Annotated in this window: 24 protein-coding genes; 14 read left to right on the top strand and 10 right to left on the bottom strand. The window is 63.6% G+C overall.

Going from position 1 to position 25,134, the window contains the following annotated elements; translation table 11 throughout:
• Nucleotides 1-24: 24 nt before the first annotated feature.
• The 4 genes from PCA_RS13220 to PCA_RS13205 form a co-directional block, all read right to left on the bottom strand.
• Nucleotides 25-1,314: an acyltransferase gene (locus PCA_RS13220; RefSeq protein ID WP_181303079.1), complete on the bottom strand. Its 1,290-nt coding sequence runs from the start codon at nt 1,312-1,314 to the stop codon at nt 25-27.
• 153 nt (nt 1,315-1,467) lie between these two features.
• Nucleotides 1,468-2,496, bottom strand: coding sequence for a c-type cytochrome (locus PCA_RS13215; protein WP_181303078.1), 1,029 nt, complete (start codon nt 2,494-2,496; stop codon nt 1,468-1,470).
• Between the two features lie 13 nt (nt 2,497-2,509).
• Complete coding sequence (locus PCA_RS13210) at nt 2,510-3,937, bottom strand: copper resistance protein B (RefSeq protein WP_181303077.1); 1,428 nt, start codon at nt 3,935-3,937, stop codon at nt 2,510-2,512.
• A complete protein-coding gene (locus PCA_RS13205; RefSeq protein ID WP_181303076.1) occupies nt 3,934-5,712 on the bottom strand; it encodes a copper resistance system multicopper oxidase in 1,779 nt (592 codons plus the stop codon). Before PCA_RS13205 ends, PCA_RS13210 begins: the two co-directional genes overlap by 4 nt.
• A 621-nt stretch (nt 5,713-6,333) precedes the next feature.
• Here PCA_RS13205 and PCA_RS13200 point away from each other — a divergent pair.
• Nucleotides 6,334-6,873, top strand: a complete 540-nt coding sequence (locus tag PCA_RS13200; protein ID WP_255436847.1) for a hypothetical protein — start codon at nt 6,334-6,336, stop codon at nt 6,871-6,873.
• A 193-nt stretch (nt 6,874-7,066) separates the two neighbouring features.
• Here PCA_RS13200 and PCA_RS13195 read toward each other — a convergent pair whose 3' ends face one another.
• Nucleotides 7,067-8,506: a DUF6035 family protein gene (locus tag PCA_RS13195; RefSeq protein ID WP_181303166.1), complete on the bottom strand. Its 1,440-nt coding sequence runs from the start codon at nt 8,504-8,506 to the stop codon at nt 7,067-7,069.
• 456 nt (nt 8,507-8,962) lie between these two features.
• On the opposite strand from PCA_RS13195, the gene PCA_RS13190 reads away from it, so the two are divergent.
• The 3 genes from PCA_RS13190 (at nt 8,963) to PCA_RS13180 (ending at nt 11,488) form a co-directional block, all read left to right on the top strand.
• Nucleotides 8,963-9,919 carry a DUF932 domain-containing protein gene (locus PCA_RS13190; protein ID WP_181303075.1) on the top strand — a complete coding sequence of 319 codons (957 nt, stop codon included), beginning with the start codon at nt 8,963-8,965 and terminating at the stop codon, nt 9,917-9,919.
• A gap of 29 nt (nt 9,920-9,948) precedes the next feature.
• Nucleotides 9,949-10,422, top strand: coding sequence for a JAB domain-containing protein (locus PCA_RS13185; protein WP_343204453.1), 474 nt, complete (start codon nt 9,949-9,951; stop codon nt 10,420-10,422).
• A gap of 88 nt (nt 10,423-10,510) precedes the next feature.
• Nucleotides 10,511-11,488 (top strand): lambda-exonuclease family protein, encoded by a 978-nt coding sequence (locus tag PCA_RS13180; protein ID WP_181303074.1) that lies wholly within the window; start codon nt 10,511-10,513, stop codon nt 11,486-11,488.
• 78 nt (nt 11,489-11,566) lie between these two features.
• Here the strand turns inward: PCA_RS13180 and PCA_RS13175 are convergent, their stop codons facing one another.
• Entirely contained in the window at nt 11,567-11,914 is a 348-nt protein-coding gene (locus PCA_RS13175; protein ID WP_255436846.1) for a helix-turn-helix transcriptional regulator, read from the bottom strand.
• A gap of 295 nt (nt 11,915-12,209) precedes the next feature.
• On the opposite strand from PCA_RS13175, the gene PCA_RS13170 reads away from it, so the two are divergent.
• The 6 genes from PCA_RS13170 to PCA_RS13145 all read left to right on the top strand — a co-directional run bounded on the left by PCA_RS13170 (nt 12,210) and on the right by PCA_RS13145 (nt 16,889).
• Nucleotides 12,210-12,767 (top strand): DUF4339 domain-containing protein, encoded by a 558-nt coding sequence (locus tag PCA_RS13170; protein ID WP_181303073.1) that lies wholly within the window; start codon nt 12,210-12,212, stop codon nt 12,765-12,767.
• Between the two features lie 120 nt (nt 12,768-12,887).
• A complete protein-coding gene (locus PCA_RS13165) occupies nt 12,888-13,310 on the top strand; it encodes a hypothetical protein (protein ID WP_181303072.1) in 423 nt (140 codons plus the stop codon).
• A 213-nt stretch (nt 13,311-13,523) separates the two neighbouring features.
• A complete protein-coding gene (locus tag PCA_RS13160) occupies nt 13,524-14,423 on the top strand; it encodes a hydrolase or metal-binding protein (RefSeq protein WP_181303071.1) in 900 nt (299 codons plus the stop codon).
• A gap of 339 nt (nt 14,424-14,762) precedes the next feature.
• Nucleotides 14,763-15,110, top strand: a complete 348-nt coding sequence (locus tag PCA_RS13155; RefSeq protein WP_181303070.1) for a hypothetical protein — start codon at nt 14,763-14,765, stop codon at nt 15,108-15,110.
• A complete protein-coding gene (locus PCA_RS13150; protein ID WP_181303069.1) occupies nt 15,103-15,444 on the top strand; it encodes a hypothetical protein in 342 nt (113 codons plus the stop codon). Before PCA_RS13155 ends, PCA_RS13150 begins: the two co-directional genes overlap by 8 nt.
• Complete coding sequence (locus PCA_RS13145; protein WP_181303068.1) at nt 15,441-16,889, top strand: YfjI family protein; 1,449 nt, start codon at nt 15,441-15,443, stop codon at nt 16,887-16,889. Before PCA_RS13150 ends, PCA_RS13145 begins: the two co-directional genes overlap by 4 nt.
• 99 nt (nt 16,890-16,988) lie before the next feature.
• On the opposite strand, the gene PCA_RS13140 is transcribed toward PCA_RS13145, so the two are convergent.
• From PCA_RS13140 to PCA_RS17440, 3 genes are all read right to left on the bottom strand, one after another.
• Nucleotides 16,989-17,738: a MobA/MobL family protein gene (locus PCA_RS13140; protein WP_181303067.1), complete on the bottom strand. Its 750-nt coding sequence runs from the start codon at nt 17,736-17,738 to the stop codon at nt 16,989-16,991.
• Nucleotides 17,739-17,961: 223 nt separating this feature from the next.
• Nucleotides 17,962-19,404 (bottom strand): hypothetical protein, encoded by a 1,443-nt coding sequence (locus PCA_RS13135; protein ID WP_181303066.1) that lies wholly within the window; start codon nt 19,402-19,404, stop codon nt 17,962-17,964.
• Nucleotides 19,401-19,571 (bottom strand): hypothetical protein, encoded by a 171-nt coding sequence (locus PCA_RS17440; RefSeq protein ID WP_255436859.1) that lies wholly within the window; start codon nt 19,569-19,571, stop codon nt 19,401-19,403. The genes PCA_RS13135 and PCA_RS17440 overlap by 4 nt, the downstream gene beginning before the upstream one ends.
• 309 nt (nt 19,572-19,880) lie before the next feature.
• Here PCA_RS17440 and PCA_RS13130 point away from each other — a divergent pair, with 309 nt between their 5' ends.
• The 4 genes from PCA_RS13130 (at nt 19,881) to PCA_RS13115 (ending at nt 23,096) form a co-directional block, all read left to right on the top strand.
• A complete protein-coding gene (locus PCA_RS13130) occupies nt 19,881-20,480 on the top strand; it encodes an aminodeoxychorismate/anthranilate synthase component II (protein WP_181303065.1) in 600 nt (199 codons plus the stop codon).
• Nucleotides 20,477-21,532 carry an anthranilate phosphoribosyltransferase gene (trpD, locus tag PCA_RS13125; protein WP_181303064.1) on the top strand — a complete coding sequence of 352 codons (1,056 nt, stop codon included), beginning with the start codon at nt 20,477-20,479 and terminating at the stop codon, nt 21,530-21,532. The genes PCA_RS13130 and trpD overlap by 4 nt, the downstream gene beginning before the upstream one ends.
• A gap of 65 nt (nt 21,533-21,597) precedes the next feature.
• The gene (gene trpC, locus PCA_RS13120; RefSeq protein WP_181303063.1) at nt 21,598-22,392 is read left to right on the top strand and encodes an indole-3-glycerol phosphate synthase TrpC; all 795 of its coding nucleotides are present in this window, start codon (nt 21,598-21,600) and stop codon (nt 22,390-22,392) included.
• A gap of 20 nt (nt 22,393-22,412) precedes the next feature.
• Nucleotides 22,413-23,096, top strand: a complete 684-nt coding sequence (locus tag PCA_RS13115; RefSeq protein WP_255436842.1) for an HAD family hydrolase — start codon at nt 22,413-22,415, stop codon at nt 23,094-23,096.
• Between the two features lie 147 nt (nt 23,097-23,243).
• On the opposite strand, the gene PCA_RS13110 is transcribed toward PCA_RS13115, so the two are convergent.
• Entirely contained in the window at nt 23,244-24,881 is a 1,638-nt protein-coding gene (locus tag PCA_RS13110; RefSeq protein ID WP_181303061.1) for an NAD(P)/FAD-dependent oxidoreductase, read from the bottom strand.
• Nucleotides 24,882-25,134: the final 253 nt, after the last annotated feature.

Here is a 25,134-nt window from a genome sequence, read left to right as displayed (position 1 = left end):
ATGCACAGCGATTGGCTGTGCCGCCTACGAGTTGGACGCATCCTCCGCCGAGGGTGGCTGCGCCGTCGCCGTGTCGATGGCCCGGCCAGTCGCCGGTGCTGTATGCGCCTGCTTGGTTGGCGCCAGCTTCTTTTGCGCGCCCTGCGGGCCGGTTCCCGGCCGACCGCCGTTCATCAGCGCGAACACCGGTGGCAGCCGGCGTGCCAGCACCAGTCCCACGGACATGCCGATGGCCACGGTAATCGCCACGCTTGCCACGTAATGCGCGATCAGCCAGCCGTCTGCATGTGAGGCCAGCAGTGGCCACAGCAGAATCTTGACCTCGGCGATCAGCGGGTAGTGCGCCGAATGCAGAAAAAACGCCAGGCCGCCAAACCGCGCGATGGCCGCGCCCGTACGGGTTTGTGCCCACTGCTGAAAGCAGCCCCAGCAGGCGAGCACGCCCAGCAGCCGCATCGAGCGGGTAGCGGCGGTGAGCAGCTCGGGGCGATGCGCGCTGAGATCGATGAATAGCGGCGCCACGGTGCGCAGCGTGACCACTACCAGATAAGCCACCAGCAACCACCAGCTCGTCGTACGTCCGATGTGCAGTGGAACGCGGCGGATGCGCAAAAATCCGCCCAGATAGAAGAAGAACACTACGTCGGTACGGAAGAAAATCAGCAGATCGCTGCCGATGATCCACGCCACCCCGAGAAACGCCATGCCCAGATACGGCGTGTGCTTGAGCGAAAGCCAGAGCAGCGGGCTCACCAGCGCGGTCACGAACAGATCGCGCACGAACCAGAACTGGAAGCCGACCGGATGGGCGGTGATGCCGAAGATCGCGTTGACGAAATCCATCGCGCTGGCGTGGCCGAGCCGGATGTTCATCTGGCCCAGCAACGGGTAGGCCCGATTCCACACAAACAGCAGGGCCAGCACGGCCAGGTACAGCACGTTCCAAGACACCATCGGCAAGTAAACCGAGGTGAACCGCCGACCGATACGCTGACGCAGGCTGGCCGAAGCGTTGCCTGCGTCGAACGAAAAGAACAACCACCCCGACACCATGCTAAGCAGCGGCACCACGCTGAAAAAAAAGAACAGCGTGAAGCTGTTGACGAAGGTGGCCAGCCGATGCCCCGACGCCTCCATGCCCGAGAACGGATCGGCGCTTACGTCGGGATACTGCTCGTAATGCAGAAACACCAGCCCGACGATCAGCACAATCCGCGCGAAGCTGATGGTTTGGGAGATCGCTTGCGACGTCAGCGCCGGCGCATCTCCCCGCAGCCTACGGCTCGTGATCTGGAGATACTGCTCGAAGGCCATGTCCCATGCCTGTGGTCGAAAGAGGTATTGCCGGGCGCGATGGCCTCGCACAGCGCTCATCGAGGTGACGATGAGGCCGAACCCTTCATCCGCATGACGGGTCAGGGCCCTCGCTATCCTGCCCCGAGTTTTGCCATCTCTAGACGACCTAAATCAATGCGAGGCGTTTTGCTCCTCCGACTGCCACTGCACGGAGCTGATTTTCCATTGACTGCCGCGCTTCTTCAGGGTCAGTAATTCCCGGCTGCTCACCGCACTCGGCTGGGTGCGGGCGTGGATGGCGATCATGCTTTCGCTGCCGACCATGGCGGTGCCGCCCATCGGCATCGAGACCATCGATAGCGGCGTGACGGAGCTCGACTTCAGAAAGGCGATGTCGCCACTCAGATGATCGGCGGCGTACGCCTCGCGCGACTGCGTCTGGCCGCTTTCGCTGATGGTCGCCTCCGGTGACAGCAGGGCTAGCACCGCATCGCGATCGCCACGCTGCAGCGCCTGTTGGAACGACTTCGCCACGGCCTCGGCCTCCGGCGCCGCGCCGGGCTTCATGCCATCGAACGAAAGCGGTGCAGCGGCGGCATGATGGTCATCCGCGCCAGCGGCGGCGCCATCGCCATGATCGTGGCTGTGGCCGCCGTCGCCCATCTCCATGTCCATGTCCTCATCCGGCGGTGCCCGGGCGACGATGTCCTTGTATTGCGCCGCCGTCATGTCCGGCAGCTTCTGCAGGAACGCGACCATGCTCCAGATCGCCGGGTCTTCATGGCTGAAACCCCAGGCCGGCATCGCACTCATCTTGACGCCGTGCTTGATTACCCAGAAGGCATCTTTTGGATCGACCCGTTCCTGCGCCAGGTTGGGCGGCTGCGGGTACAGCCCGGGGCGGATCTCCGAATCGGTTTGGCCGGGTGTGAGATGGCATTGGGTGCACATGGCCGCGTACTGGCCGGCACCTTTGAGGATCAGTTGCGGGTCCTCCAGGTCGGGCACCTTGATGTCTTGCGAGCGCATATGGATCGAGCGATCGCGCAAGGTCTGCAACGCCGAATGGACGAGCTTGGTGTGGTGATCGTCTGCGCCAATGTTGTAAAGGCCCGAGTAGACGAACGCGCCGGCGCCCAGTGCGAGAACCGCCAGAACCACGACGACTGTGATGCCGTGATGCTTGATATGTTTTTTCATGATGAATTCCCCTTCAGAACCAGATGCGCACGCCCGCCACGAACTGCGGGTCGAATACGGGTTGATGGTCCCGCCGTGCGTAACCGGCGGTAGCGCCGAAACGGCGCACCCAGTTCACGCCGACATACGGCGCGAACTCGCGGCGGATCTCATAGCGCAGGCGCAGCCCCAGCGAAGCGTCGGAGACGCCGGCGCCGATCCGGCGCACCGGATCGGCCTTGCCATAGGCGTTGAGCTCGAACTCCGGTGTGAGGATCAGCCGCTGGGTGAACAGCACGTCATAGGTGGCCCGAAAGCGGGCTGCGGTTCGACCCGACTGACCAACGTAAGCCGTGGCCTCCACGTCGAAAAAGTACGGTGCCAGACCCTCCACTCCGACGGCCGCCCAGGTGCGCCCGGGGCCCACGCCGATGTCCCGTCGAATGCCCAGCTGGGTCGACCAGTAGGTCGCCACCAGATGGTTCCACAGCACTTCAGCATTGCCGTCTTCGAGGCGTCCAGCGCTGCGCTCGCCCTCGCTGCGCAGCCACAGCTTGTCGGTGTCGCCGCCGTACCAGGCCTGCAGCTCCCAGGCCTGGCCGTTGGCGTTCCGCCCGTGCACCGCTTCGAGGTTGTCCAGCAGCAGTCGCCCCACCTTGGGCGGCACCATGTCCATGCCCGACATGTCGCCGTAGCCGACGCCGTCGGAATAATCGGGACTGCGCGCATCCGCCGGGGCCTTGCCGCCCTGCATGGCACCCATCGCCATGCCGGACATGCCGTCGCCGGAAGCATTGCCCGACATCCCGGACATCCCGGACATCGACGACGATGCCGACGGACTCGCGCCTTTGGCATGGTCTGCATGGTCCATCCCGGGCATTGCCCCCTGCTGCATGCCGCCCATGTCCATCGAGCGCATGTCCATCGTCCCTGTCGAGGGTGTCTTGGCGGCAGGGGCGGGATCGGGCATTTGGCCGTGCTTCATCCCGGCCATGTCGCCATCTTTTGCGGCAGGGCTGGACCCGGCTGCTGCCGGGGTGCTGGACGCGCTGGCCGGCATCGGCATGTTGCCCATGTCCATGCCATCCATGTCCATCGAGCTCATGGATGAAGGCGGGCTGCTGGATGAGGTCGCCGGTGCGGATCCGGAGTGTTGCATGCCGGACATGGCCCCATGGTCCATGCTGGCCATGCGATCGCCTTGCTCGGAGCGAGTAGTCCCGGATGCTGCCGGAGCCTTCGTGCTGGACGTGCTGGCGGGCATCGCCATGCCGCCCATGTCCATGGAGCCCATGTCCATCGAACTCATATCCATCGAGTCCTTCGCCTGGGCAGTGCTGGCGGACGATGCGGGCGCCGACTGCGCGGCGACCGGCAGTGCCAGGGCGCTACCGGCAGCGAGCGCAATGCCGAGCGCCACGCGAAGCGGGTTTTGCAACGTGCTGATGACCTGGCTCATGACACCACCACTTCGCGAAACATGCCCGCTTCCATGTGGTAGAGCATGTGGCAGTGGTAGGCCCAGCGCCCCGCGGCATCGGCGCTCACGGCATAACTGACCCGCTGCGCGGGCTGCACGCTGATCGTGTGCTTGCGTACCTGGAACGCGCCGTCGGGATTCTCCAGCTCGCTCCACATACCGTGCAGGTGGATCGGGTGAGGCATCATGGTGTCGTTTACCAGCACCACGCGCAGCCGCTCGCCGGCGCGGAAATGCACTGGCTTGGCATCCGTGAACGGCACGCCGTCGAAAGACCACATGTAGCGTTCCATGTTGCCGGTGAGGTGCAGCTCGATCTCGCGGCCGGGCTCGCGCCGGTCGATCGGTCCGCCGAGGGTGTGCAAGTCGGCGTAAGTGAGCACGCGGCGACCGTTGTCGCGAAGGCCCACGCCCGGGTCGTCCAAGTTCGTGCGCGGCATATCCACGTGCATGTCCACGCTGGGGCCGTACTCGGTGCGGGCGTGATGCACCGTGGGCCTCTTGTTCCCACCCATGTCCATCCCGGACATGCCGGCCATCCCGCCCATGTCCATGCCCTGCATGCCACCACCGCTGTGATCGCCATTCCCCATCGCCATGACGCCCATCATGTCCACCATCGCCAGTCTCGTACGCGGGTCCATCGCCGGCACCTCGGCCTGCATGCCCAGACGCGGCGCCAGCGTGCCGCGGGCATAGCCGGTACGGTCGATCGACTGGGCAAACACGGTGTAGGCGCGGTCTTCCTGCGGCTCCACCAGCACGTCGTAGATCTCGGCCACGCCGATGCGGAACTCGTCCACCGGTACCGGCTCCACGTCCTGGCCATCGGCGGCGATCACGGTCATCTTCAGGCCGGGAATACGTACGTCGAAATACGTCATCGACGAGCCGTTGATGAAGCGCAGGCGCACCTTCTCGCCAGGGCGGAACAGGCCACTCCAGTTGCCGTTGGGCGTCGTGCCATTCATCAGGTAGGTATAGGTGTAGCCCGACACATCGCTGAGATCGCTCGGGCTCATGCGCATGGTGTTCCACATCTTGCGCTTGGCCAGCGCAGCCTGCAGGCCCATGCTGCGTACGTCACTGAAGAATTCCGGCGCGGTCGGTTCGGCGAAGTTGTAGTAGTCGCTTTGGCGCTTGAGCGTGGCGAAGATGTGTTCGGGCGAGCTGTCGCTCCAGTCGTTGAGCATCACCACGTAGTCGCGGTCGGGGCGGTACCGCTCGCCGCCCGACGGCTCCACCACGATCGCGCCATACAGACCGGTCTGCTCTTGGAAGCGCGAGTGTGAGTGGTACCAGTAGGTGCCGCTCTGGCGCACCGGGAAGCGGTAGGTGAAGGTTTCTCCCGGCGCGATGCCGGGGTAGCTAATGCCGGGCACGCCGTCCATCTGGAACGGCAGCAGGATGCCGTGCCAGTGGATCGAGGTCGGCACCGCCAGCCGGTTGGTCACGCGCAGCGTCACGGTGTCGCCCTCGCGCCAGCGCAACACCGGGCCGGGAAGGCTGCCATTGATGGTGGTGGCGATACGCCGCGCACCGGTGAAGTCGACGGGCGTTTCGCCGATGGTCAGGTCGAAGGTGTCACCGCGCAACTGCGGTATCGCTGAGGCGGGCATTGCCGGGCCGGCGGCGCTCCACGCACGGCCGGGCGCCAGCAGCCCGAGGCCGGCCGCGGTACCGCCGGCTGCCAGGCCGAGCACGAAGTGACGGCGTGAACGATCCACCCCGTCGGGAGGAAGGAAAGGATTCATAGGGGGACTCCATCTGCGCATCCACGGGCATGGACCATGCTTCGTGAATCGTAAAGAACGCGGGCGTGGAGCCTGAGGCTCAACGCACCACAGAGGTCGTGCAGGGCAGAGTCAGACGGACGGCGGTCGCAGCGGCGGCGTCATCGCCATGGCCGGCGCATGGGGCACGCGAAGGTGAGCGAAACGCGGGAGCATCGGCAATGCAGCAGGCAGGCCGATGCGTGAAAGAGGCAGCGCGCTCGCACACATGGATGCGCACGTGCAGTGATTCGTGCCGGTGTGGTCAGCGCAACATCCGTCTTGTGAGGCCGGAGCCATCGCATGCTGGGCGTGCGTCTGGGAGCGGCTGGCCATCGACATCGCGGTCGCGGTCGCGGTCATCGCCGGAAAAGTTGGCGGCTGGGCCATGGCTGCAAAACTTTGAAGGACCAGTGCAAACCACGCCAGCAACCCGATCACCCGAAGGCGACGAGAGCGCTGAATTTGGTGGAGGGCAGGCATCATGGCCCTACTACCATAAGCCGGCGAGGCAACGGACTCAACCATGGAGTAGGGTTCATGCGCCTCGCCGGGTAGCCAGCGATAGGCTGTTAGAGCTTTATGCCGTAGCGAGGAGACGGAATGTCCGCACTTTCATTCGACACCGTCCACGCGCTTCTACAGCGCTGGCGCGCCGATCCTGGCGGCACGTATCAGAGCTGGTTCCTGTGGGAAAGGCGTTTGAAGCATTTCCGCTCCATCCGTCGCGGCCTGCAAGCGGTGGTAGAAGAAATCGATACAGGGACCTTTGGCACGGCGTACCGCGGATTATCGCTGGAGACCGTTGTGCACTCGATCGCCGAGCAGCGTCAGATTTTCAAGGGGGCCGATCACGCGTTCATGTGGAAACCGAAGCTGCGGATGTCCGGACATCTACGAAAATTCAGCGCATCAACGGGCGTTCGGACGATTCTTGCAGACGTGTCTGTGCTGCGATGGCGAACAGGCGCTGGTGGAGGCGGTCCACACGCTGGATGGGCATGCCATCGCGGGCTTGGGGCCGGCGGCAGCCAATCTCCTCTATTTCATGCACCCCACTCTCGCCATGCCGTTCAATACAGCCATCCTCAACGGCTACAACGCGCTGATGGGGGCGAAAGCTCGTCTCGGTCGCTGGGATAGCTATCTCACGATGCGCCGCCAGGTGATGACGCTCAACGAGTCACATCGCAACTTCTTGTCGAACGATCTGGGTGCCGTGGTGGGCTTTCTGTTCGACATAGGCAGCGGCCGCTATCCGCTGCCCGTCGAAAATTCGCCGGGGGCGTGGTCAGCCTGGCAACTTGAACCGCTGGTCAAGCAGGCAGGCGGGGGTTCACCCATTGCCCGGCGCGCGGTGGGGGGGCAAGACGTCGCGAGGTGCTTTCACCAGCGTGTCCGCCACTTCCGGAAACAGGAAGGCCAGCAGTGCGTCGAACTTCCGGTTAGGCAGGTAGGCGGGGTCCCCTTGGCGCATCCGCTCCCGGTATTTCGCGGCTTTTCTCGCCCACTTTCCCTGTGGGTCGTGGCGCCGGATGTGTTCGTGCCGGCCATAGGCCTCGAGCATGAGCCGGTAGATCCAGAGGGTCTCCTTCCGTTGCTCAAAGACGTGGTGGCTCAGCTCCACCAGGTTGGAGTGGCCGCTCCACACGGACCGGCCGTTCTTGGCCGAGTATGCAGCCTGCAGGTAGATGTGCGGCCCTCCATCCGCCCGTGGCGTTGCTGGCAGAGTCAGACCATGCCGGGCGAATTGCGCCACGAGGGGTTGCCACCGGTCCTGAACGGCTTCTAGGGAAGGCAGCTTGTGGCCCCAGAGGTCCAGATAGAACGCTTCCAGCGCATCACGGAGCGGTTGCTCACGGGCCAGCTTCTGCTGGTGCGTCAACGCTTGTGCGACCTTGGCCTTCTCGGCGTCGTAGTCGAAGAAGAACGAGCGAGGAACGCCATGGGCGCTAACGTCGTGCTTCAGCTCATCGAAGAACACCGTCTGCGCTTTTAGCCGGTTCTCAATCGTCTCACCCACAAGCGTCGGCACAGCCCACACGCATTCCAAGGCGAACCGTCCACTGGCTTTGGAGAGGGCAACCGTTTCCTCGGTCACCCGGAAGCCGTTGCGGTTGTTCGAGTAGAAGATGTCGTCTTCGGTGAGCCGGAAGTGGCCGGGGTCGAGGTCCTGGAAAAGCCACAGCAGGCGCACGCCCTCGTGCGCGTAGAACGACATCCGCTGCGTGATGACATGCAGGAAGGTGGTCGACAGCTGTGCCTCGAACACCACCTGTTCGCCGTTCCAGGTGCTCTGCACGTCGGGCTGGCGCCAGCGCGAACCATCGGCACTGACGAACCGGGTTTCCGGCTGGCTGTCCGAGAACGCCGGGTCGGCGTCGAGGCTTTCCAGCACGCGCGCCTTGAAGCGCTTGTGCGCCTCGCTTTCCTTCGCCCCGTTGAACCGTTGGGCGCAGATCGCCCGGTCGCCTTTGCCCACGATGCCCGAGCAGGCGGTGTTCTCGAATAAGTGCTTGAAGTAGAAACGTTCGCTGACCTTGTCTTGCATACGCAGCGAAGCGAGGAACATGCCGTGGGCGCACCAAGGGCACACGTATTGCGGGCGGCCCTCCTTGATCAGCGCCATCTTCTGCGCCACGCGTTTGCGTTCGACCACGTCGCCGTAGTCCCCGTCGCCAAGGAAGGATTCGAGCGATACCCACAGGCCCGACTGCCGGTCCAGCACGTGGGGATGGGTCTGATCTTTGGCGGCAAGCGCAGCGAGGCGGGTCATCGCGGTTCCTCCTTACACCACCCTGCCAGGGGCAGGTCTCACAGCGCGAGACAGGCGATGCCTTCCTCCTCCGGGAAGAGGGCCGCTGAAAGGGCAGGCAACTCCGCGTGCATGAAAACCTGCATCGCCGAGCCCTCAACTGCTGGTCTGAGACAGGCCTTTCCTAAACAAAGATATTTCAGATCTATATCACCCACATGAGGCGGGGAGCTTCTCGCCTTGCGTAGGGGACATCCGCTCTGATGCTCCCGCTTCACCGAGTAATTCCATGATTCCTGAAAAACCCGACCCGCTGACGTGCGTCCTGGTGGTGACCGCCGCACTGCTGCTGGGCTTCGTTCGCTGCTCGGGGAACCTCAACAAGGTTCCTTGAGCCCATTTAACCAAGCAGGACTCGCCGAAGGCCCGGGAAACCGGGCCTTCGGCGTTTATGCCGTCTGAAACGAGGAATTGAACATGCATCTGGTCGAATCGATCGCCTATCGAGGCGAGAAACCGTGGCACGGCTTGGGCAGTCGGCTCGAAGCCGGTGAGCCCATTGAGGTCTGGAGGGAGCGCGCCGGGATGAACTGGTCCATCGAAGATGCCGACGTGCGCTACGTGGTGGGGAACCAGGGGCTGGGTGTCATCCAGTCCTTCCCTAGCAACAAGGTGCTGTACCGCTCGGATACCAAGGCGCCGCTGGCGGTGGTCTCCAAGCGCTTCCAGGTCGTCCAGCCGGGCGAGATTCTGGAGTTCTACCGTGACCTGACCGAGGTAGGCGGGTTCGAGCTGGAAACCGCCGGCGTGCTGCGCGAGGGCCGCAAGTTCTGGGCATTGGCTCGCACTGGCCAGAGCGTCACGCTGCGCGGCAAGGACAAGGTCGAGGGCTACCTGCTGCTTGCTACGGCCTGCGATGGCACGCTGGCCACCACGGCGCAGTTCACCAGCGTGCGGGTGGTATGCAACAACACGTTGCAGATCGCGCTGGGTCACGGGCAAGGCGCCATCAAGGTGCCGCACCGCAGTCAGTTCGATCCGGAGGCGGTCAAGCGCCAGCTCGGCATTACGGTGTCATCCTGGGACGGGTTCGTCGCACGCATGAAGGCCTTGGTCGACAAGCCGGTGGATCCGGACTCGGCCGAGGGCCTGCTCCGTCGGGTCTTGACCTATCCGGGGCAGGACAGCCGGACTGCCGTGGTGAACGAACAGGCCGTGGCCACCGTGCGGGCGCTGTATGAAGGCGGTGGCCGGGGCGCCCAGATGGCCTCCAGTCGAGCGACAGCCTGGGGCCTGCTCAACAGCGTCACCGAGTTCGTCGACCACCACCGGCGAGCTCGCACCGAGGACCACCGCCGGGATGCGGCATGGTTTGGCCAGGGTGCGCAGATCAAGCAGCGGGCTTGGGACGAACTGGTCAAGGGGGTAGCCTGATGCGTGCCATGGCGGCAAGGAAACCCCTCGTGCACGTGACCTCCCACGAGGCCATCTCCCGTGACCAGGAGGATGCCGTCATCGCTCAGGCCCTGGGCATCCTGTCGGCAAGGGCGCTGACCCCGGGGCAGTTCATGAAGGATCCGCCAACCGCCGGACAGTTCTTTCGCCTGCGACTGGGCGAGGAGAGCCGGGAGCACTTCGAGGTGGCCTTTCTCGACAACCGCCACCGCCTCATCGCCGTGGAACGCCTGTTCTCCGGTTCCGTGGACGGGGCCGAGGTGCATCCACGCGTGGTGGTCCAGCGTGCGCTGTCCTTGAACGCCGTGGCGGTCATGCTGGCGCATAACCATCCGAGCGGAAATCCCGAGCCGTCCCCGGCGGATCGGATGCTGACCTCACGCTTGAGGGAGGCTCTGTGCCTGGTGGATATCCGCGTGCTCGATCACTTCGTGGTGACCGCTACGGACGTGGTCTCGCTGGCCACGCGCGGCCTGATGTAACCCGCACTGCACGTCGTCCCGCTCCTTCAGAGGAAGCGGCATACCGCCCGGCCCCATGGCCGGGCGTTTCTTTTTCAGGAGAGGAACCATGAAGAGACAGACAGCGTTGCGGCTAGTCGACACGCGCACGCTCGACCGGCAGCAGTGGTTGGAGGTGCGCCGAGGTGGCATCGGGAGCTCGGATGCGGCGGCCGCCGTCGGCCTGAATCCCTACAAGAGCCCGCTAGCCCTGTGGATGGACAAGACCGGGCGCGCGGTTGAACAGGAGGACGCAGCCGAGGACATGGACGATCCGCGCTACTGGGGCACCTTGCTGGAGCCCTACGTCGCAGCAGCTTACCAGCGCAAGACCGGTCGCAAGGTGCGCAAGGTCAATGCAGTCCTGCAGCACCCCACGTTTCCTTTCTTGCTCGCCAACCTCGATCGGGAGATCGTCGGAGACCCCGACGTCCAGATTCTCGAGTGCAAGACCGCCGGCGAGTTTGGCGCACGACTCTGGAAGGACGGCGTGCCGGACTATGTGCAGCTTCAGGTCCAGCACCAGTTAGCGGTAACGGGCAAGCAAGCTGCTGATGTAGCCGTGCTGTTGTGTGGCCAGCAGCTGGAAGTGCACCGCATCGAGCGCGACGACGAGCTGATCGGCCGACTGATTCTGCTGGAGACGCGCTTCTGGGAGCACGTGGAAACGGACACGCCGCCACCGGCCGATGGCAGTGAATCCTCCGCGAAGGCCTTGCGTCAGCTCTATCGTGACCAGGGCACGGTGCTCGACTTTACGGGCAACAGGGACCTCGATGGCGCCTTCAGTGCTCTGGTGTCGCTGAGGGAAGAACTGGATGCCAAGGAGCAGGAAGCCGAACGGCTCAAACAGGTCATCCAGCAAGCCATGGGGGAAGCCAGTAAAGCCTGCTTCAGCCGCGGCGAGGTCACCTACAAAGGCGCGAAGGAGAGCGCATCGTGGGACGTCAAGCGCCTAGCATCGGACCACCCTGATCTCGCGGCCCAATACGTCATCACCCGGCCAGGCGCACGGCGGTTTGTCGTGACTGCGAACAGTGCAGCGTGACCGAGCCGAACAGGGCAAGCAGAGCCTCGTGCCACGAGGTCTCCCGAAGACAGGGGCGCACATGCGCTCCTGCTTCCTTCAGGGGGATTTGGTGCCCTTGCGATCGCGCTTTTCGGCCATCTGCTTGGCCAGTGCCAGCAGCTTGGCGCGGTCTCCGCTAGGAAGCTTGGCGAAGGTGAGGAGCAACTCGGCCTGATCGTCCTTCTCAGCGAAGAGATAGGCGAGCGGCACACCGAGCGCCTCGGCGAGTGCGGCCGCCGTGTCCATGTCCGCGCGATTGACGCCCTGCTCGTACCGGTTGATGCGGACGCTTCCGTTGCTCTTGCTCTCCGACACCAGGCCTCCAAGCGCACGCTGTGACAGGCCGCGCAGTTCGCGTGCGGCCTTCAGGCGTGTCGCAAAGATGGATGCAATGGGCTTGGACAAGAGGCGGCAGGGCTCGGTCTAACAGCCCTCAGCATTGCGCAAGCCTGTACCGTGCGACAGACTATACTGCAGCAGTATATATCACACGACGAACAGGCCCCTCGCGGCCTGAAGCAGCCAGGGGGCACGCCTTGCGTCGCACGCACGAACGGCATGTCGCCGTGGCAGCTGATTGTCTGCCGCTGACACTTTCATCCCTTTCCGAGGGCCATGGCCACGCCATGGCTCCTTCTCTCGTGCGTCCGACAGCGGGCGCTTCTCAGTGTCACCCATACCCCACGCCAAAGGAGTGCAGATGGACGCATCAAATACCGAGTCGGTGAGCTGGTTCTATGAAACAGATGGGCAACGCAAGGGACCGATTACCGAAGAAGGCATGTTCGCCTTGATCAAGCAGGGCACCGTCACCTACGGCACGCTCGTATGGAAAGCAGGCTTCCCTGAGTGGCTGAAGGCTGAAGACAGTGAACTTCGAAGTCACCTGGAGCGCGTCGCGCCACCGCCGATCACGGGCAAGCACATCGGCAATGGCGTCGTGTGGACACTCGCGTTCGCGCCCCTTATCGGCTACATCCTCGAAAGCGCCTTCGCCTACGCGATCAACAACAGCGACAGCGCGGCGGATGCCGCCATGAGCGATTCGAAGTACTGGTTCATCACGCTCGCCCTGAATGTCGGTCTCTCCTATTTCGATGAGGGACGACTCAATCGCGCCGGCTACGACACAGGCAAATTCAAGGCCATGGCCTGGCTCGTGCCGGTGTACCTGTACAAGCGCGCCAAGGCGCTAAATCAGAGCCTCGGCTACTTCATCGTCTGGATGGTCTGCTTCGTCCTCACGATGATCGCCTGACGGTCTCCTCGCGATGCGCGGCCCGCGCATCCGCTTCTCTTCGTTCCCGATGCCGGACCAAACACCACCCCATGACGCCTGCGCGCACGGGTCTAAACCACTGTGACATGGAGCATGACAATGGCTGAATTTTTCACCGGACTGAGCACGATCCTGACGATCGTTGGCTGGTTCTTTTTCGGGTTCGGCATCGCCAACCGGATCCGCTTGCGCAAGAAGAAGATCACCCCCACCAAGCGCCAGCTATGGCAATGGTGGTTCCTGATGGTGGGGGCTTGGGTACTGGGCGGGATCTGCCTGCTGATTGGCAACCACATGGCCACCAGCCAAGCCCAAGCCGCGAACCCGGCCGTTGCCGAGCAGAGTTTGGCGGACTTCGAAGCCGCCCTAAGCAACCCCTCCACCACCGATACGGACCAGTGCGTCGACCAATGGGTCGATGCCTATCGCAAGGACGCCGGCGAGGATGCCGTGGTCACACAAGACCAGCTCGACGAATGGACGGGTTGGTGCAAGGAAGGCAAGCAAGCTCCGGCCTTCTGAAGCCCGGCAGCCGCCAGGCTGCCACGCGAGTCCATCCAACCAAGAGCCCGGCATGCCGGGCTCTTGGCGTTTCAGCTTCCGGAAAAACCGACAGAAACGAGGTGCAGATCGGACCGCCTATGCCGAGCCTCCCCAGAAAGCGGGGATGGAACGACCGTGTGCGTCCGCGCGTTGCTCCTCTCTCATTTCCCGAAACCCACGAGGAGAACAACCATGCTCAAGGGCCTGGCCATTACCCCACCCGCCATCGGGCGCATATCCATCGGCCGCGTGATCGAACGCAACGGCAAGCGGCTGCCCGAGAAGGACGACCAGTTCACTCTCACCACCCAGGTGCAGACCCGCGACGGCTGGGTGCTACATCCGCTGGACGACGAGTTACGCAAGGCCGCTGGCGGGAAATTGCGGTCGATTCCCGTGCAGATGCTGTTCAATGACCCCGCCCTCAACCTGCGCGCGGACTACTCACTCTTCGATCGCACCAAAGGCCGGCCGATGTGCGTCGGCAACGGAGAGACCTGCCGGCGACGCGGCAAGGATGGCGTCGAGCAACTGCCTTGCTCCGGAGCGGATGCGTGCGGATTCGCCCAAGGAGAGTGCAAGCCCTATGCCCGCCTGCATGCGCTGGTAGACGGCGGAGCGAGCGATGAGCTCGACAGCTTCGTCCTGCGGACGACCTCCTACAACACAATCCGCACGCTCGCAGCCCGGCTGGAGTACTTCCACGCGGTGTCAGATGGGAACCTTGCCTGCCTGCCGCTGGAGCTCAAGCTGCGGGGCAAGTCCACCGCCATGAGCTTTGGAACACCGATCTACTACGTGGATTTAGTACTTCGCGCAGGGCTGTCGATGGAGCAGGCTGTCGCGGATGCGAAGCAGCTTGCCAAGCGCCGCCGCGAGGCGGGTGTCGACCAAAAAGCGTTGGACCAAGCAGCACACCGCGGCTTCGCCAACGGCGCCTTTGAAGAGCTCGAAGAAGATGGGTCAGCGGTAGTGGAGGAGTTCTTCTCCACAGGGGCTGCTGATCGAGCCTCTGACGTCGGCGCATGCGTCGAATCCGGGTTGAAAAGTCGCCTGGACGCTCGCGTAGCCGCTGCGACGAAACGTGCATAGCGGAGGAGGTGGTGGCGATGTTTTCTACCATAGGCGGTGCAGTGGTGTATGGCTTGGCCTCGTACGGGTTGGTCAAGCTCCTGCAGCAAAACGCAACTGGTGCGGCGGGGAGGTCGGAGCGGTGATGACACGATAACGAAGAGGGGAGGAGGGACGCCTGAGCGTCCCTCCTGATGCTAAGTCACTGTTTTTTTTGCTGCATAGCTGGTGAGAGAGCAACGCGATACGGGCTGCAAGAATCTTGAATTTTTCTCCGGCGAGGTATTTCACGGAAATGGATGGAATAGCCCCCGACCGCTCTTCGGAGCCGGTCGATCATCCATAACCAAGGAGAAGAACGTGAGTCAAAAGCAGCATGCCGATCGCACCACGCGCGCGCCGCGGGAGCGACAGTCGGCTCAAGTCCCGGTCACCTACTTGACCGATTTCCAGCATACGCCGTGGAAGCCCGATGGTCCCACCGTGCGCTTCCATGAGTTGCTCAAAGTGGTGCGTTTCGGGCGCAGCACTGCCTACAAAGTGTTCAAAAGCGACCCGACGTTTCCGAAAGGAACGCCGCTCTTCGACACGCCTCGCTCGCCCCGCTTTTGGTGGTACGACCAGGTGATCGCCTGGCTGCGTACTCGCGAAGCTTTGGCCAGCAATTCTGCGAACAATCGCCGCTGCAAGGAGATCAAGCATGTCTGAGCTGCAGGAATTCGAGCGCTTCATGAGCGAGTTGCAGGCCATCCAACCCAGCAGTCGGCGCCGGAACAGCGAAGCGTTCGCCGAGGCCTATGCCGAGGTCGAGCAGCGTTTGGCTGCGAAGGTGCCGCAGAAGGCGATTCTGACGGCCTTTAACAAAGCCTATGACTTGAAGCTGAGTCCGGTTGGGTTCCGCCAGCTGCTGGATTCGGAGCGGGAGCGTCGGCAGGCGAATGGGGATATGCCGCTGTGCCGCTCTTGCGGCCACCCGCTTGGTGAGGTTGGTCACCAGGCGATCTTGACCGACGAAGGCGTCTCGGAAGGAGGTGAAGCATGAACGGTAGCGATTTTTTCCCTCAGCGTTATCCCTTGGATGCCTTTCTCATGCTGGTGCGAATGACGGCATGGGAACTGCAGCAGAAGGTTCAGGCCCCTGACGCGTTGATCGGTATGGGACTGATCGCTGGGATGGCTACGGCGTGCCAGGGCCTGTTCGATGTGAAGCTGCCGACCGGGCAGTGTCGGCCGACGTCTCTGAACCTGATCGCCATTGCAGAGTCTGGCGAGCGCAAGAGTACGGTGGATGCATTGGTCTTCGCGCCGCTGTATGAGCACGACTGTCGCAAGGCGAAGGCATTTCAGGCCGCGCTGGATAGCTACCAGACGCAGCGCGAACTCTGGGAGGCACGAGGCCAAGGCCTGCGAAACCGGCTCGCTAAGGCGGTCAGCAAAGGTGAGGCGACCGAGGCGATTCAAGCAGAGATGGCGCAACACGCCACGCTGAAGCCGACCAAGCCCCGCCTGCGACGGTTCATGCGTCAGAACATTACGCCGCGGGCAATCATGGATACGCTCCGTGGCGATGGAGAGTCGATCGCGATCACGACCGATGAAGGTCAGGTGATGTTCAAGAGCGAGACGATGGCGCAGCTTGGGCTCTTGAACAAGGCGTGGGATGGTGCAGTGATGTTGACACTGGACCGTGCCGATTTCGACCACGTCCTGGTGATGAACCCTCGCGTGACGATCAGCATCATGACCCAGAAGCAGGTGCTTCAGGCTTATCTGGCGAAGCATGGCGATATTGCCAAGGGATCGGGTCACTGGGCCCGGTATCTCTTCGGCTGGCCCGAGTCGATGAAGGGGTTTCGTTCGGTCAATACGGACGAACATGTCTGGGAGTCCCTGCCGCTGTTTCAGGCGCGGATGCAGGAGTTGCTTGAAAAGTACGACGCCGTCAGCGAGTCGGGTGAAGTCAAGCGCGAGGTTGTCGAGTTTTCTGACGATGCGAAGGCCCGCTGGTTCGAACTGTCGCAGCAGACGGAGTGGATGCTTCGACCCGGGGACTACCTGCACGACATCCACGACTTTGCATCAAAGATCATGGAGCTGCTCGGGCGACTTGCTGCGGTGTTCCACTGTTACAGCGGCGAGGAAGGTAAGGTGACGCTTGATACGTTGGAGCGCGCATTCACGGTCGTGCAGTGGCATTTGGAGGAATACAAGCGGATGTTTTCGCCACAGTTCGCGCTGTCGCAGGAACAGGTCGATGCGCAAGCGGTGTTCAAGTACCTCCGCGACAGCGTTTGGCAGGGCCCCCGCTCCGATACGCATGTTCCGAAGAACCATGTGCGCCAGTACGGCCCCGTCCGGGATCGTGATCGTCTCAACGCGGCGCTTCGCATCCTGGAGGCCCAGCGGGCTTTGTGGATCGTGGTTGCCCCCCGTGGCAAGCAGCGCTTCGTTCGGCTGAGCGATTGGTATTTCGGTGGCGGTCTGTAGCTTCCGATGACATCATGCTGCCCCGGCCGGCAACGGCCGGGGCCTTTTGTCTGACGCCAGTGCTAGGGCAGGCACTCCGGCTAAAGCCGTGCCATTCTGCTACGAAGTAGCAAGAGTGGCAGAGCGTGGCGGTCCCCCGGCACTGCCAGTCGCCCTCAGAGTGGCGAATAAGGCCTTCTCGCTATCCGACATGCCCTTGATTCGGGCCGGCCCGAGATGACGCTCCGGCCGGCGCTGCAGCCCCTGCTCACGCAGGCTACGGTGGTCGACTCTCGCGTTGAGGCCGTGTTCTTCAAGGGCCTGGTTCTGGATATCGGCGATCTTCTTCCTCGTGGAGATCACTTGGTCGCGAAGCACCATCGGCGACCTGCCGCCGCTGTCCTTGCGACACCCACCATCCTCCGGTCGTTCCGAGTTGTATCTCGCAAACATCCGTTCCGGTGGTCGACCGATCCCGTCTGGTACCCTGTCCGAATACATCAGGTGCATGTGCAGGTTGGTGATGCCGCCCAGTGAGCCCTCAGGTGCATGGACCGCGAGCTGGAAGGGTTTGTTGCCCACCAGTTCACGGGCCAGTCGCATCGCGAGCGCACAGTTTTGCTCCAGGCTGAGCTCGTTTGGCAGAGCGATGACGTGCTCCCGGTAAGCGGCACCATTGGCGCGCTCGTAGGTATCCGCGGCTTTCCAGAACGTGGCTGGGTTGCCCTCTGTCCAGTCAGGCATGTTCCCGTTGCCCGCGTAAACCAGATCCTCCCGATCTGAATACCTACCCAGCCGCTCGATGTAAGCGGCGTGCTCCTTGGCAGAACCTTTCCTGCCACTTTTGATTCGATGATGGAAGCTGGCCATGTACGTACTACCCTTTCTCGTTGGTCAATAAAAAAGCCGACGAGATAGTTCTCGTCGGCTGCTATGAGACCGCTCCATGTAGTCCTGACGACGGCTCGGGGGGAAACGGTATGTGCGCGTCCGTTATCCCCCCTCCTATATCCAGTGATCAGGATTGGATGTTCTTGTCGTCGTTGCTGGATTTGGAGTTTGTCTCACTACATAGGGAAGGGTGAGTAGGAATTTACACCTGTGCAGTAAGCTCGGCTGCCCTAACTGCCTCCAGCGAGCAGTAGTCGTAGAGATCCTGAACCGCAGCGTCGCAAACGGCAACGTCATTGGACAGGTAGCAATCGGCATACTTGTTCAGCCGGGCTAGCTGGTACGCCATCCATGCCTCGTAACGATTGGGTATGCCGGTGATTGCCATGTAGAACTGGTTGAAGCGGCTGAACAATAACTGGTTGATACCGTGTGGGATGTAGTCATGTTCGAACAGTTCTTGGGCGCTTCTTTCGTCATCCATCTGACGGAGCACGCCAGTGCCTTTTTCAGCTTGCGTCTGCCCTAACCAGTAGGCCGAATAATTGGTTTTTACCTTCTGCTGATGGCGAATGGCGCAGAGTGCAGCAATACAATCGGCTGCCGAGATATTTTTCGTGTCTAGCGAAATGACGCCCCACTCATGGTGTACGTAGGAGCAGAGCACTTTGCTAGCCGCGTTAACGATCTTCAGCAGATCCCTGCGTTCACTGGCGATGCCGGTCGCATCTTCAATCAACTTGGCCAACGCTAAGGCGTTGGTGTCAACAAACTTGGGAAATGCTTCTACGGATGCCACCGGGGTCAGGGGGTGAACGATCGAGCCCAAAGTGCCAGAGAGCTCACGGCAGAACTCCTCGATCCTGTCCTTGATCGTATTGACCTGACCATCTACCTGCGACAGCTCGATGACCTTTTGGTACTCGCCGACGAAGTTTAGGAACGGAAGGATGCGCACATAGGTGTATATCGCTTCATGCAAGGGGCGGCTGGGCGCGTCGTTGGATTTGTGTGTGTACCGCTCAACTGCCTCGGCGAGATAGGTCAGCGCTTCGGCTATCGAGTTGGAGCGCCCGCTATGCCTAATGTAGATAGGCTCCAAAATCTCGATGTTCTCGCGCGCGATGCATTCAAGTAATTTTGGATACGTCAAAAAGGAGGTATCTATCCGTCGCAGCACGAACGGATCCACTTCTTTGCTCAACGTCGAAAGAAGGTGGTCTACTATAGCTATGCCTTTCTGATTCCTCGACGCGGTTTCCGTCGTGTAAAACTCCAGCGTCGGCTTCCCGCCGCGCGTCGGGGACTTCAGCAGTCTGAACAGTTGCGTGTCGTTGGTGTCGTTCGTGACATAAAGAAGCTTGATGGTTTTTAGCGTCGAGAGAGGGACGTCCTCAGCGAGTTTGGGCTTGCGCACATCAGCCACCTCGCCGAGGAACGCGAATACGCCGTCTAGCGAATCGTACGTGATAGATGTGCCGTTCGAATCACTTTTTTTTGCATCGGTACCGGTGATTGTCTTGAACTTTTCGTAGTTGAGCTCTTCGAGCAGCTCTTTAACAGTGCCTGTTTGCTTTCCGCTCGGATCAAGGTTGCTGCCAAAATCAAAACGGGGTGTATACACGGTGCGTTCCTTGGTGGTCACTTCACGATCTCCATTAACTTGCTAAAACTGTCTACCACGTCGTACTTGACGTTCTTGGGAGCAAATCGACGGTTCATGTCATCGAAGAACTTGCGAGCGCACCTGATCTTGGTCTTCTCGATCTCGCGCAGCTCCATGGGTGACATGGAGCCCTTGGGCTCTCCCAGCCAAGGCGTTCCAAGTGATTGCTTCTCCCCGTGTCACCCCCTGGCGCAAAGTCCTCGTGATTCTCGCATGGCGGCTTACGTCGCGCTCCCACGGCTCACTGGCCCGGCAGCGCGGCCGGGGCTCGATTTGAGCATCCATTCGTGGCCTGCGAGGTCGAGTTCAGCGAGGACTGCATACGTGCAAAAATGCGGACCCGGCGCGGTTCAATGCATCCAATTGGGTATCGGCGAAGTGTGCGGGTATTTAAGCGGGTATCGCAGCTTGACGGTTCGATCGTACTCCATTTGAATCAAAGAGATACATCGCATATGTTGCTGATGATCGACAACTACGACAGCTTCACCTTCAACCTCGTGCAGTACCTGGGCGAGCTGGGGCAGGAGGTGAAGGTGGTGCGCAACGATGCGCTGGACGTGGCGGGTATTCGCGCGCTGCGGCCGTCGCACATCATGATCTCGCCGGGGCCGGGCACGCCGGACGATGCGGGCGTGTCGCTGGACGTGTTGCGCGAGCTGTCGAGTGAAATTCCGGTATTCGGCGTGTGTCTCGGCCACCAGGCGATCGGCCAGGCTTTCGGCGGCAAGGTGATCCGCGCGAAGCAGATCATGCACGGCAAGACCTCGCCGGTGCGCCATCGCGGGCAGGGCGTGTTCGCCGGGCTGCCCGACCCGTTCGAGGCCACGCGCTACCACTCGCTGGTGGTGGAGCAGGGTTCGCTGCCGGATTGTCTGGAAGTGACGGCGTGGACGGAGAACCCGGACGGCTCCCTCGACGAGATCATGGGCCTGCGCCACAAGACCCTGTCGGTGGAAGGCGTGCAGTTCCATCCCGAGTCCATCCTCACCCAGCACGGCCACGCCATGCTGGCGAATTTCCTCGGCCTGCCGCGGCGGAAGCTGGCGGCATGAGCGGGCGCGAGATCACCATCACGCCGCAGGAGGCGCTGCAGCGCACGATCGAGCACCGCGAGATCTTCCACGACGAGATGACGGCGCTGATGCGCCAGATCATGCGCGGCGAGGTGAGTCCGCTGATGACCGCGGCGATCATCACCGGCCTGCGCGTGAAGAAGGAGACGGTGGGCGAGATCACCGGCGCGGCGCGCGTGATGCGCGAGCTGGCGCAGAAGGTGCCGGTGCCGGGCGACGACGCGCACCTGCTCGACATCGTCGGCACCGGCGGCGACGGCGCTTCCAGCTTCAACATCTCCACCGCCTCGATGTTCGTGGCGGCGGCGGCGGGTGCGCGCATCGCCAAGCACGGCGGGCGCAGCGTGTCGTCCAAGTCCGGCAGCGCCGACGTGCTGGAGGCGCTGGGCGCGCGCATCGACCTTGCACCGGCGCAGGTGGCCGCCTGTCTCGCCGAGAGCGGCATCGGCTTCATGTTCGCGCCGAACCATCATCCGGCCATGAAGGTGGTGGCGCCGGTGCGCAAGGAGATGGGCGTGCGCACCCTGTTCAACATCCTCGGGCCGCTGACCAACCCGGCGGATGCGCCGAACATCCTGATGGGCGTGTTCCACCCCGACCTGGTCGGCATCCAGGTGCGCGTGCTGCAGCAGCTCGGCGCGCGACGCGCGCTGGTGGTGTGGGGGCGCGACGGCATGGACGAGATCTCGCTGGGCGCGGCCACCCTGGTGGGCGAGCTGAAGGACGGCATCGTGCGCGAGTACGAGATCGAGCCGGAGGATTTCGGGCTCGCGATGGCCTCCAGCCGCAACCTGCGCGTGGCCGGCGTGGCGGAGTCGAAGGCCATGCTGGAACAGGCGCTGGCCGGCGAGCGCGGCGTGCCGCACGACATCGTCTGCCTCAACGCGGGCGCGGCGCTGTACGCGGCCGGCGTGGCCGCGTCGATCGGCGAGGGCATCGCGCTGGCGCGCGCCACCATTGCCAGCGGCGCGGCTCGTGCGAAAATGCAGGCATTCGTGGACGCAACGCAACGACTGGCCGCCATGGCATGATCGCCTGACGCCACGCGACGTTTGCGCCACCATGATGTTCCCGGCCCCCGCGTCCCTCGAATGCCATGACCGACATCCTCAACCGCATCCTCGCCCGCAAGACCGAAGAAGTGGCCGAACGCCGCTCGCGCTTGCCGCTGGCCGAACTGGCGGCGCGCATCCCGGACCTGCCTGAGACGCGCGGCTTCGCCGCCGCGGTCGAGGCGAAGATCGCCGCCGGCCAGCCCGCGGTGATCGCCGAGGTGAAGAAGGCCAGCCCCAGCAAGGGCGTGATCCGGCCCGACTTCGATCCGGCGGCCATCGCGAAAAGCTACGAGAAAGGCGGCGCGGCCTGCCTTTCGGTGCTCACCGACAGCGATTTTTTCCAGGGCAGCGAGGCCTTCCTGCAGCAGGCGCGCGACGCCTGCACGCTGCCGGTGCTGCGCAAGGACTTCATCATCGATCCGTACCAGGTGCACGAGGCGCGCGCGATCGGCGCCGACTGCGTGCTGCTGATCGTGGCCGCGCTGGACGACGACGTGCTGCTGCAGCTCTCGCTGCAGGCGGCGGAGCTGGACCTGGACGTGCTGTGCGAGGTGCACGACGAGGACGAGCTGGAACGAGCGCTCGCGCTGCCGGTGCCGCTGATCGGCGTGAACAACCGCAACCTGCGCAACTTCGAGACCTCGCTGGAAACCTCGCTGGCGCTGCAGGAGCGCATGGAATACGACCGCGTCCTGGTCGCCGAATCCGGCATCCGCACGCCCGAGGACGTGGCGCGGCTGCGCGAGGGCGGCATCCACGCGTTCCTGGTCGGCGAGGCGTTCATGCGCGCCGAAGACCCGGGCAGCGAACTGAGGCGCCTGTTCGGCACGAAGTGATGCACATGGAGACCGGGGACATGGAGCCGCCCGCAGCGGTGAGCGACGACGTGCCGGCGGCGCGCGTGGTGCTGTTCGATTTCGACGGCGTGCTGCTGCATGGCGACGCGTTCACGCTCTTCGTCCGCAGCCGCTACGCACGCTCGTGGCTGCGCATGCTGCTGGTGCTGCCCTGCCTGCCGTGGATGCTGCTGCAGCTGCCGTTCTCGCGCAGGAGCGCGGTGCGGACCCTGGTGCACGCGGCGTTGCTCGGCACGGGCGAGCAGCGCTATCGGGCGCACGCGCAGGCGTTTGCGGTGGAACTGGTGCAGCACTCGCGCCGCTGCAACCGCGATGCGCTGCGCCAGCTGCGTCGCCACCAGCAGGCGGGCGACCGCGTGATCGTGGTCACCGGCTGCGAGCAGGCGCTGGTAGGCGGCATTCTCGAACAACTGGGGCTGGGCGACATCGAGCTGCTCGCTTCGCGCCTGCGCCCCACCTGGGCCGGCATGCGCGCAGACTTCCACAACGTCGGCGCAAACAAGCTCAAGGCCCTGGCCCGGCACGGCGTGAGCGCGTGGAAGCTTGCCTACAGCGACTCCCTGATGGACGTGCCTATGCTCAAGCCGGCGGACGAGCCGGTGCTGGTCAACGGCACGCCGAAGCTGTGCAAGAAGATGGACGCCGCGCTGGGCCGGGTGGTCGGCCGCGTGGAGTGGTACTGACGCAAGCGTGGGCCGTTCGCCCTGAGCGTAGCGCCGCAGGCGCGAAGTCGAAGGGTCGGGTGATGCTGGCGCTTCGGCTTCCCTGCTCTCCAAAGCCAGCGTCATGCATGGCACTTCTCCAATGTGCGGCCGCCGTGCGGGCTACGCTCAGTGCGAACCGCCGGGTGCGATCGACAACGCCACCGCTTCCGCCACGCGGATCCCGTCCACCGCGGCGGAGAGGATGCCGCCCGCGTAGCCCGCGCCTTCGCCGGCCGGATACAGGCCGTGCGTGTTGAGGCTTTGCAGGTCGTCGTCGTTGCGGCGGATGCGCACTGGCGACGAGGTGCGCGTTTCCACGCCGGTGAGCATCGCGTCCGGCAGCGCGTAGCCGCGGAGCTGGCGGTCGAACGCGGGGATCGCGGCGCGGATCGCCGCCACCGCGTAGTCGGGCAGCGCGGTGGAGAGCTCGGTGAGCAGCACGCCCGGCTGGTACGAGGGCTGCACCTCGCCGAGGGCGCGCGTGGCCTTCCCGGCCAGGAAGTCGCCCACGCGCTGGGCCGGCGCGCTGTAGTCGCCGCCGCCCATGTCGAAGGCATGCGTTTCCCAGTGACGTTGCAGCGCGATGCCGGCCAGCGGGCCTTCGCCGTAAGGTGCGTAGTCGGCGGGGCGGATGTCGCAGACCAGTGCGGCGTTCGCGTTGCGCTCGTTGCGCGAATACTGGCTCATGCCGTTGGTCACCACGCGGCCCGGCTCGCTGGTGGCGGCCACCACGGTGCCGCCGGGGCACATGCAGAAGCTGTACACCGAGCGGCCGTCCCTGCCGTGATGCACCAGCTTGTAGTCCGCCGCGCCCAGGATGGGGTGGCCGGCCTGCGGGCCGAAGCGCGCCTGGTCGATCAGCGATTGCGGATGCTCGACGCGGAAGCCGATCGAGAACGGCTTCGCCTCCACGTACACGCCGCGCGCGTGCAGCATCTCGAAGGTGTCGCGTGCGCTGTGGCCCAGCGCCAGCACCACGTGGTCGCTGCGCAGCTCGCCGCCGTCGGCGAGCCGCACGCCGCGCACATGGCGTTCGCCGTGCGCGTCGGTCTCGACCAGCAGGTCGTCCACGCGTTGATTGAAACGGATCTCGCCGCCCAGCGCCTCGATGCTCGCGCGCAGGTTTTCCACCATCGTCACCAGCCGGAACGTGCCGATGTGCGGCTTGCTGACGTAGAGGATCTCCTCCGGTGCGCCGGCCTGTACGAACTCGGCCAGCACCTTGCGGCCGTGGTGCTGCGGGTCGCGGATCTGGCTGTGCAGCTTGCCGTCCGAAAACGTGCCAGCGCCGCCCTCGCCGAACTGCACGTTGGAATCGGGATGCAGGCTGCGCTTGCGCCACAGGTCCCAGGTGTCCTTCGTGCGCTCGCGCACCGCCTTGCCGCGCTCCAGCACGATGGGCCGGAAGCCGGACTGTGCGAGGATCAGCGCCGCGAAGATCCCGCAGGGGCCGAAGCCGATCACGATGGGCCGGTGTTCCAGCTTCGCCGGGGCCCGCGCCACGTAGCGGTAACTCGTGTCCGGCGTGGGCTGCACGTGGCGGTCGTCGGCATGGCGCGCCAGCAGCGTGGCCTCGTCGGCCACGTCCACGTCCAGCGTGTAGATCAGTGCGATCGCCCCGCGCTTGCGCGCGTCGTAGCCGCGGCGGAACACGGTGAAGCCGCGCAACTCATCGGGCAGGATGCCGAGCTTCGCGCGGATCGCCTTGGGCAGCGCTTCCGCAGGGTGGTCCAGCGGAAGCTTGATGTCGGTGAGGCGCAGCATCGGGGGTGGGGGTGTTTCGCTGGGGCGAGGAGGGCGGATTTTCGCAGATATAGTGGGGAGGTGTGGCGCCTTGCTCCCTCTCCCCTTGGGGGAGAGGGTTGGGGTGAGGGGCCGCGCTTGCCATGGGGCGCTGCTGTCGTTGGTGTTGGTTTCAGAGCGGTTTCGTCCATCTGCCGATGGCCGAGTTACTTTCTCTTTGCGTGGCCAAAGAGAAAGTAACCAAAGAGAAAGGCCACCCCGGTTGGCGCTTTCC

Origin of the sequence: Rhodanobacter sp. PCA2 (genome assembly GCF_013620825.1) — a bacterium.
GTDB lineage: Bacteria > Pseudomonadota > Gammaproteobacteria > Xanthomonadales > Rhodanobacteraceae > Rhodanobacter_A.
This window is presented reverse-complemented; position numbering and strand designations above follow the sequence as displayed.

Bases quoted from the DNA above. Each gene is read 5' to 3' on its own strand.
- PCA_RS13220 (WP_181303079.1), bottom strand. From the start codon at position 1,314: ATGGCCTTCGAGCAGTATCTCCAGATCACGAGCCGTAGGCTGCGGGGA.
- PCA_RS13215 (WP_181303078.1), bottom strand. From the start codon at position 2,496: ATGAAAAAACATATCAAGCATCACGGCATCACAGTCGTCGTGGTTCTG.
- PCA_RS13210 (WP_181303077.1), bottom strand. From the start codon at position 3,937: ATGAGCCAGGTCATCAGCACGTTGCAAAACCCGCTTCGCGTGGCGCTC.
- PCA_RS13205 (WP_181303076.1), bottom strand. From the start codon at position 5,712: ATGAATCCTTTCCTTCCTCCCGACGGGGTGGATCGTTCACGCCGTCAC.
- PCA_RS13200 (WP_255436847.1), top strand. From the start codon at position 6,334: ATGTCCGCACTTTCATTCGACACCGTCCACGCGCTTCTACAGCGCTGG.
- PCA_RS13195 (WP_181303166.1), bottom strand. From the start codon at position 8,506: ATGACCCGCCTCGCTGCGCTTGCCGCCAAAGATCAGACCCATCCCCAC.
- PCA_RS13190 (WP_181303075.1), top strand. From the start codon at position 8,963: ATGCATCTGGTCGAATCGATCGCCTATCGAGGCGAGAAACCGTGGCAC.
- PCA_RS13180 (WP_181303074.1), top strand. From the start codon at position 10,511: ATGAAGAGACAGACAGCGTTGCGGCTAGTCGACACGCGCACGCTCGAC.
- PCA_RS13170 (WP_181303073.1), top strand. From the start codon at position 12,210: ATGGACGCATCAAATACCGAGTCGGTGAGCTGGTTCTATGAAACAGAT.
- PCA_RS13165 (WP_181303072.1), top strand. From the start codon at position 12,888: ATGGCTGAATTTTTCACCGGACTGAGCACGATCCTGACGATCGTTGGC.
- PCA_RS13160 (WP_181303071.1), top strand. From the start codon at position 13,524: ATGCTCAAGGGCCTGGCCATTACCCCACCCGCCATCGGGCGCATATCC.
- PCA_RS13150 (WP_181303069.1), top strand. From the start codon at position 15,103: ATGTCTGAGCTGCAGGAATTCGAGCGCTTCATGAGCGAGTTGCAGGCC.
- PCA_RS13145 (WP_181303068.1), top strand. From the start codon at position 15,441: ATGAACGGTAGCGATTTTTTCCCTCAGCGTTATCCCTTGGATGCCTTT.
- PCA_RS13140 (WP_181303067.1), bottom strand. From the start codon at position 17,738: ATGGCCAGCTTCCATCATCGAATCAAAAGTGGCAGGAAAGGTTCTGCC.
- PCA_RS13130 (WP_181303065.1), top strand. From the start codon at position 19,881: ATGTTGCTGATGATCGACAACTACGACAGCTTCACCTTCAACCTCGTG.
- trpD (WP_181303064.1), top strand. From the start codon at position 20,477: ATGAGCGGGCGCGAGATCACCATCACGCCGCAGGAGGCGCTGCAGCGC.
- trpC (WP_181303063.1), top strand. From the start codon at position 21,598: ATGACCGACATCCTCAACCGCATCCTCGCCCGCAAGACCGAAGAAGTG.
- PCA_RS13115 (WP_255436842.1), top strand. From the start codon at position 22,413: ATGGAGCCGCCCGCAGCGGTGAGCGACGACGTGCCGGCGGCGCGCGTG.
- PCA_RS13110 (WP_181303061.1), bottom strand. From the start codon at position 24,881: ATGCTGCGCCTCACCGACATCAAGCTTCCGCTGGACCACCCTGCGGAA.